This is a genomic window from Nonomuraea corallina (assembly GCF_027620315.1).
GTDB classification, from domain to species: domain Bacteria; phylum Actinomycetota; class Actinomycetes; order Streptosporangiales; family Streptosporangiaceae; genus Nonomuraea; species Nonomuraea corallina.
The window spans coordinates 1-7,305 of record NZ_JAPNNL010000251.1 but is presented as its reverse complement, the minus strand read 5'-3'; the positions used below and the strand labels follow the sequence as shown (position 1 = coordinate 7,305).

8 protein-coding genes are annotated in these 7,305 nt (G+C 74.8%); 3 read left to right on the top strand and 5 right to left on the bottom strand.

Going from position 1 to position 7,305, the window contains the following annotated elements:
- Window positions 1-1,338, top strand: a 1,338-nt coding sequence (locus OUY22_RS34580; protein ID WP_270159515.1) for a phosphoenolpyruvate--protein phosphotransferase, incomplete at its 5' end; no start/stop codon positions are given.
- A gap of 24 nt (window positions 1,339-1,362) precedes the next feature.
- Here the strand turns inward: OUY22_RS34580 and OUY22_RS34575 are convergent.
- The gene (locus OUY22_RS34575) at window positions 1,363-2,004 is read right to left on the bottom strand and encodes an SDR family oxidoreductase (protein WP_270159516.1); all 642 of its coding nucleotides are present in this window, start codon (window positions 2,002-2,004) and stop codon (window positions 1,363-1,365) included.
- A gap of 419 nt (window positions 2,005-2,423) precedes the next feature.
- Between OUY22_RS34575 and gndA the strand changes: the two genes are divergently transcribed.
- Window positions 2,424-3,848, top strand: coding sequence for an NADP-dependent phosphogluconate dehydrogenase (gene gndA / locus OUY22_RS34570; RefSeq protein ID WP_270159514.1), 1,425 nt, complete (start codon window positions 2,424-2,426; stop codon window positions 3,846-3,848).
- On the opposite strand, the gene OUY22_RS34565 is transcribed toward gndA, so the two are convergent.
- Entirely contained in the window at window positions 3,849-4,601 is a 753-nt protein-coding gene (locus OUY22_RS34565; protein ID WP_270159513.1) for a thioesterase family protein, read from the bottom strand.
- Between the two features lie 88 nt (window positions 4,602-4,689).
- Between OUY22_RS34565 and OUY22_RS34560 the strand changes: the two genes are divergently transcribed.
- Window positions 4,690-5,121, top strand: a complete 432-nt coding sequence (locus OUY22_RS34560) for a type II toxin-antitoxin system PemK/MazF family toxin (RefSeq protein ID WP_270159512.1) — start codon at window positions 4,690-4,692, stop codon at window positions 5,119-5,121.
- A 6-nt stretch (window positions 5,122-5,127) separates the two neighbouring features.
- Here the strand turns inward: OUY22_RS34560 and OUY22_RS34555 are convergent, their stop codons facing one another.
- The 3 genes from OUY22_RS34555 to OUY22_RS34545 form a co-directional block, all read right to left on the bottom strand.
- Window positions 5,128-5,535: a cupin domain-containing protein gene (locus tag OUY22_RS34555; protein ID WP_270159511.1), complete on the bottom strand. Its 408-nt coding sequence runs from the start codon at window positions 5,533-5,535 to the stop codon at window positions 5,128-5,130.
- Entirely contained in the window at window positions 5,535-6,356 is an 822-nt protein-coding gene (locus OUY22_RS34550; RefSeq protein ID WP_270159510.1) for a phosphoenolpyruvate hydrolase family protein, read from the bottom strand. Before OUY22_RS34550 ends, OUY22_RS34555 begins: the two co-directional genes overlap by 1 nt.
- Window positions 6,353-7,305, bottom strand: a 953-nt coding sequence (locus tag OUY22_RS34545) for a Tm-1-like ATP-binding domain-containing protein (protein WP_270159509.1), incomplete at its 5' end; no start/stop codon positions are given. The genes OUY22_RS34545 and OUY22_RS34550, both read right to left, overlap by 4 nt.

Here is a 7,305-nt window from a genome sequence, read left to right as displayed (position 1 = left end):
GAGGAGGCCGAACAGGGCGTGCGCGACGGCCTGGACGCCCCGCACGCCCTCGACGCCGCCTTCGCCCGGCACCGGGAGGCGCTCGCCGCGCTGGGCGGCTACCTCGCCGAGCGGGCCGGCGACCTGGACGACCTCAAGCACCGGGCGGTGGCCGCCGCCCTCGGCGTGCCGATGCCCGGCGTGCCGTCGCCCGGTCACCCGTTCGTGCTGGTCGCCGAGGACCTCTCCCCCGCCGACACCGCCGGGCTGGGCGCCGAGGTGCTGGCGCTGGTGACGGAGAAGGGCGGCCCCACCAGCCACACCGCGATCCTGGCCCGGGGGCGCGGCCTGCCCGCCGTGGTGGCGTGCGCGGAGGCCGCGGGCCTGGCGGACGGCACGCGCGTCGCGGTGGACGGCGCCACCGGCGAGATCGTCGTGGGCGTCACGGAGGAGGAGGCGGCCCGCATCCGGGAACGGGACGCCGCCGAACGGGCCCGGCTCTCGGCGACCAGCGGCCCCGGCAGGACCGCCGACGGCCATCCGGTCAAGCTGCTGCTCAACATCGGCTCGGCCGCCGACCTGCGCCCGGACGGCGAGGGCGTCGGACTGTTCCGCACCGAGTTCCTGTTCCTGGACCGCAAGCAGGCTCCCTCGTACGAGGAGCAGGTCACCGCCTACGCCGACGTGTTCGCCGCCGTGCCGTACGTCGTGGTGCGCACCCTGGACGCCGGCACCGACAAGCCGCTGCCGTTCCTCGGCCTGGCCGCCGAGCCGAACCCGGCGCTGGGCATCCGCGGGTTGCGGGTGGACCGCGTGCTGCCGGACGTGCTGGACACCCAGCTGGACGCGATCGCCGAGGCGGCCCGCCGCACCGGCGTGGACGCCTGGGTGATGGCCCCGATGGTCAGCACCCCGGCCGAGGCCGCCGCGTTCGCCCGGCGCGCCCGCGCCCGCGGCATCGCCCAGGTGGGCGCGATGGTGGAGGTCCCGGCCGCGGCCCTGCTGGCGGACCGCCTGCTGCGCGAGGTGGACTTCCTGAGCGTCGGCACGAACGACCTCAGCCAGTACACCTACGCCGCCGACCGGCAGCACCACGCGCTGGCCGACCTGCTCGACCCGGCCCAGCCGGCGCTGCTGCGCCTGGTGCGGATCTGCGCCGAGGCGGGCCGCGCGGCCGGCAAGCCGGTGGGCGTCTGCGGCGAGGCCGCCGGCGACGCCGCGCTCGCCCCGATCCTGGCCGGGCTGGGGGTGACGAGCCTGTCGATGGCCCCCGTCCGCGTCCCCGCCGTCCGCGACGCCCTGTCCCGGCTCACCCTGGAGGAATGCCGCGAACGCGCCCACGCGGCCCTCTCCGCCTGAAGGTCCAGGTACGCGTGGCTCAGGTCACTGGGTGGCGACCAGGTCGGCGACGGGAGTGTCGCCCGAGACGAGTTCGAGGGTGCGGCGGCCGGTGCCCCCGGAGCGGAGCAGGGCGGCGATGACGGCGGCCACGTCGTCGCGGGGCACCGAGCCGGGCGGCACCTCCGGGGCGAGCAGCACCAGGCCGGTGCCCGGTTCGTCGGTGAGCCGGCCGGGGCGCACGATGGTCCAGTCGAGGTCGCGGCGGCGCAGGTCGTCCTCGGCCTCGGTCTTGGCCTGGAGGTAGGCGGCCCACACCTCGTCGGTGCCCGGGGCGGACGGCCGGCCGGCGCCCATGGAGGAGATCTGGACGAACGTGCGCACCCCGGCGCGTTCGGCGGCGTCGGCCATGAGGACGGACGCGCCCCGGTCGACGGTGTCCTTGCGGGCGGCGCCGCTGCCGGGACCCGCGCCGGCGGCGAACACGACGGCGTCGGCGCCGCGCACGATCTCGGTCACCTCCTCGACGCCCGCCCGCTCCAGGTCGCACACGACCGCGGCGGCGCCGGTGGCCTCGACGTCGGGGACGTGCGCGGGGTTGCGGACCAGGCCGACGGCGGCGGGGCCGAGCAGCCGGGCCAGCCGCAGCGCGATCTGGCCGTGCCCTCCAGCGATGACGATCCTCATGCCCCCCATGCTGTCATGGGAGGCATGGAGCACTGCCCCGAGACCCACGCGGAGGCGTACGAGCAGCGGGCCGGCTCGGTGCGGCCGCTGCCCGGAGCCGCGGAGCCGCCGGCCGCGCGCCGGGGGGCGGGCTCGCTCGGGATCGAGGTGCCGTCCGGTGGGTACGGCAGGGACGAGCTTGAGCGTGACGAGCTTGAGCGTGACGAGCTTGAGCGTGACGAGCTTGAGCGTGACGAGCTTGAGCGTGACGAGCTTGAGCGTGACGAGCTTGAGCGTACGGGGGCGTTCCGGGTGTACGCCGATCCCGCCGGCATGCTCGACCGGCTCGACGGGCTGGGCGTGCGCGGCGGCGAGCAGCGGGAATTCCGGCCCGAACCTCGGGGCTGTAGACCGCGTATCACCCACAGAGGAGCTTTCACATGGACTTGGCAGACATCGGCGTCACCGGCCTGGCCACCATGGGCCGCAATCTCGCCCGCAACCTGGCCCGGCACGGTTACGCGGTGGCGGTGCACAACCGGTCGGCGTCCCGCACGCACGCGCTGGTGCGGGAGTTCGGCGGTGAGGGGACGTTCGTGCCGTCGGAGGAGGCGGCCGACTTCGTGGCGTCGCTGAAGCGGCCCCGGCGGGCGATCATCATGGTGAAGGCGGGCGCGGGCACCGACGCGGTGATCGACCAGCTCGCCGCGCTGATGGAGCCGGGCGACATGATCGTCGACGGCGGCAACGCGCACTTCGAGGACACCCGGCGGCGTGAGGCGGCGCTGCGCGAGAGGGGCATCCACTTCGTCGGTGCCGGAATCTCCGGCGGCGAGGAGGGCGCGCTGCTCGGCCCCAGCATCATGCCGGGTGGGTCGGCGGAGTCGTGGGAGGCGCTCGGCCCGATCCTGCAGGACATCGCGGCCAAGGTCGACGGGGTGCCGTGCGCGGTGCACGTGGGCCCCGACGGCGCCGGCCACTTCGTGAAGATGGTGCACAACGGCATCGAGTACTCGGACATGCAGCTGATCGCCGAGTCCTACGACCTGCTGCGCCAGGCGCTCGGGGCGACGCCGGCCGACCTGGCGGAGGTGTTCCGCGGGTGGAACCGGGGCGAGCTGGACTCGTACCTGATCGAGATCACCGCCGAGGTGCTCGACCAGGTGGACGCGGCGACCGGCAGGCCGTTCGTGGACGTGGTGGTGGACCGGGCCGAGCAGAAGGGCACCGGCCGGTGGACCGTGCAGAGCGCGCTGGAGCTGGGGGTGCCGGTGACGGGCATCGCCGAGGCGGTGTTCGCGCGGGCGCTGTCGGGCCATCCTGAGCAGCGGGCGGCGGCCCGGTCGCTGGCCGGTCCCTCGCTGTCCGGGGTGGGCGCCGAGGAGCTGGTGGAGGACGTGCGCCAGGCGCTGTACGCGTCCAAGATCGTCGCGTACGCGCAGGGCTTCGACCAGATGGCGGCCGCGTCCCGGGAGTACGGCTGGGACCTCGACCTGGGCGCGATGGCGACGATCTGGCGCGGCGGCTGCATCATCCGGGCCAAGTTCCTGGACCGGATCCGCGCCGCCTATGACGCCGACCCGAACCTGCCGACGCTGCTGGTCGACCCGACGTTCGCGGCGGCGCTGGGCGTGGCGCAGGAGTCGTGGCGGCGGGTGGTCACCACGGCCGTGCGGATCGGCGTGCCGACGCCCGGGTTCTCCTCGGCGCTGGCCTACTACGACGGGCTGCGCCGCGACCGGCTCCCGGCCGCGCTGGTGCAGGGGCTGCGCGACTACTTCGGCGCGCACACGTACCTGCGGGTGGACCGGGAGGGCGCCTTCCACACCGACTGGCCGGGCGACCGCGCGGAGCGGCCGGCCTGATCAGCCGCGCAGCGGGACCGGGTTGGCCAGGGCGGTGACCACGCAGAAGCCGAACGGCCCGGCGGTGTCGTGCAGGGTGACCTGGCCGGTGGAGACGCCGGCGGCGACGATCCTGCCGGTGGCCTCCATGCCGATCAGCTCGCCTTCGGGCAGCCGGGCGAGGGTGAGGGTGTAGTCGGCGTTGATGAAGGCGACGCCGCCCTCGGCCATCGCGGTGAGCGGGCTGGCGAAGTCGCCGGCCAGGGCCGTGCGCACGATCGGGGTGAGCCGCTCGTCGTCGACGAGCGGCCGGTCCTCGCGCATCCACATCCGCCGCCGGCCCGGCACCCACCACATGTCGAACGGCGGGTCCCAGCCCTGCGAGGCGGGCGGCGGGCCGTCGGGCGGGGTCTCGTCCCAGGGGGCGGTGAGCAGGTGCTCATTGTCCGACTGTTCGCCGGTGCGCAGCAGGACGGCGGAGGCGCGGCCGATCGCGCCCTGCTCGGTGCGGATCGTCGCGTCGGCCACCCGGATCCGCCGTCCGTCCCTGACCAGCGCGGTGTCCACCGTGACCGGCAGCAGGGGGCTGTTGCGGAACAGGTCGACGGTGAGCCGGGCGACGTGCAGTCCGGGGTCGCCGTAGCGGGCCTCGACGGCGCGGGCGGCCAGCCCGCCGAGCAGGCGGCCGTGGAGCATGCCGGGGGACCAGGGGCTGTGCGCGTGGGCGGCGGGGACGAACTCGCCGCCGCGCGAGGTGAAGAACGCTGACGTCACAGAATGAGATTCTAGAGGAGTGGCCGGCTGCGCCGGGGCCGATGGGGCGGGTGGCGGGGAGGCGCACGGAGTCCGTAAGATCCGGCGGGTGCGTGATGTCGGAGAGGACCCGCGGCCCGTCAGGGGTTTCGTGCGGGAGGTGCGGTCGCTGCGCGAGGCCGCCACGCTGTCCTATTCGCCCGATCTCGACGGGCTCGCCGATCCCGGGGAGATCGTGTGGGCGTGGGTGCCGTACGAGGAGGACCCGTCGCGGGGCAAGGACCGGCCGCTGCTCGTCGTGGGCCGCGGCGAGCGCGGGCTGCTGGGCCTGATGCTGTCCAGCCGGGGCGACGACGGGCCCGACTGGCACGAGCTGGGCGTGTGGGGGCGCGACGGCAAGACCTCCTACGTACGGCTGGACCGCGTCTTCGTGCTGGACGAGGACGACATCCGCCGCGAGGGCGCGGTGCTCGACGGCGGGCGGTTCGCGCGGCTGGCGGCGGTGCTGATGAAGAGGTACGGGTGGGACGCCGGGCGCTGAGACCCGTCAGGACCGGCGCCAGGTGGGGATGTCCCCCGCCGGGTGGACGCGGAACCCCGGAGCCTCGGTCAGCGCCCTCTCCGCGCCGCCGGGCGTGTAGGTGACGATCAGGCGCAACGGGCGCCAGGTGGTGTTGTAGGTCGAGTGGAAGACGCCCGCCGGGATGTGCACGGCCTCGCCCTCCCGGATGATGAACTCCTCCCCGTCGGCCACCATCTGGCGGGCCTCGCCGGAGATCACGTACAGGAGCTCCTCGGCGTCCGGGTGGTCGTGGCGGGCGTGGCCCATGCCCGGGTTGACGATGACCTCGCCGAACGTGGCGCCGGCGCCGGCGACCGCGTCCGGGGTGACGAACCACTTGATCGAGCCCCAGTCGAACGTCATCGTGGGAACCGCGTCGGGATTGATCAGCATCAGATCTCCAGGCTCTTGAAGGCGGCCACCTGCTCGGTGATGGCCCGTTCGGTCGGCAGGCGCTCCACGGAGGACGCGCCGAAGAAGCCGGCCACGCCCTGGGTGCGCGCCAGCACGTACTGGGCGTCCTGCGGCTCGGCGATCGGCCCGCCGTGGCAGAGCACCAGGATGTCGGGCCGGACGGCCGCGGCCGCGTCGCGCATCGCCTGCACCCGGGTGACGGCCTCGTCGAGGGTGAGCGCGGTGCCGGCGCCGATGCTGCCCTTGGTGGTCAGGCCGACGTGCGGGACGAGCACGTCGGCCCCGGCCTCGGCCATGGCCCGCGCCTGGTCCTCGTCGAACACGTAGGGCGCGGTCACCAGCTCCCGCTCCCGCGCCAGCCTGACCATCTCGATCTCGAGGTCGTACCCCATGCCGGTCTCCTCGAGGTTCTGCCGGAACACGCCGTCATAGAGTCCGACGGTCGGGAAGTTCTGCACCCCGGCGAATCCCATGGCCTTGAGCTGGTCGAGGAAGCGCGGCATGACCCGGAACGGGTCGGTGCCGCAGACCCCGGCCAGCACCGGCGTGTCGCGCACCACGGGCAGCACCTCGGCGGCCATCTCGACCACGATCTGGTTGGCGTCGCCGTACGGGAGCAGCCCGGCCAGGGAGCCGCGCCCGGCCATCCGGTAGCGGCCCGAGTTGTAGACGATGATCAGGTCGACGCCCCCGGCCTCCGCGCACTTGGCGGACAGCCCGGTGCCCGCGCCCGCGCCGATCACCGGCCGGCCCTCCGCGACGGTCGCGCGCAGCCGTTCGAGCACTGTCAGCCGGTTCATCGCCGTTCTCCGATCAGTTCGTGGAGCCGGTCGGCCATGGCCCGCCCGAACTCCGGGTCGTTGACGTGCAGGTCGAGCCGCACGGTCGCGGGGAAGGCGGCCAGGGCGGCGAAGCAGGCCCGGTCCGCCTCGGGGTCGTGGAAGGGCATGCCCTCGGCGTCCAGCGCGGAGACCCCCTTGAGCGGGACGAACAGCTCGGCGGGGCCGGTCGCGCCGGACAGCTTCGTCGCGATCCTGCGGCCCAGCTCGGCCATCTCCTCGGGCGTGGTGCGCATGAGGGTGACGGCCGGGTTGTGCGCGTACAGCTCACGGCCGGCGAAGCGGTCGGGTACGGTGTCGCGCGGCCCGAAGTTGACCATGTCGAGCGCTCCCGGCGCGACCACCTGCGGCACCCCGTGCCGACCCGCGGCGGTCAGCCGGTCGGGCCCCGCCGACAGCACGCCGCCCACCAGGTCGTCGGCCAGCTCGGTGGTCGTCAGGTCGAGCACCCCGGCGAGCAGGCCGCTGCCGGCGAGCCCCTCCATGGCCCTGCCGCCGGCCCCGGTGGCGTGGAACACCAGCACCTCGTAGCCGAGCTCGCGCAGCCGCTCGCGGGCGGCGTCCACGGCGGGCGTCGTCACCCCGAACATGGTCGCCCCGACCAGCGGCCGGTCCCCCTCGTCGGCCCGCCGCTCCCGGTGGGCGGCGGCCATCCCCGCGGCCGCGGCGGCGGCGTTGCCCAGGATGACGCGGGACACCCGGTTGAGCCCGGCGACGTCGACGACGCTGTACATGAGCGTCACGTCCTTGGCCCCGACGTACGGGGACACCTCGCCGGACGCCATCGTGGAGACGATGAGCTTCGGCAGGCCGATCGGCAGGTCGCGGACCGCCCGCGCGGCGATCGAGGAGCCGCCGCTGCCGCCCACGGCGAGCACGGCGGACACCCGCCCGGCCGCGTGCAGCTCCG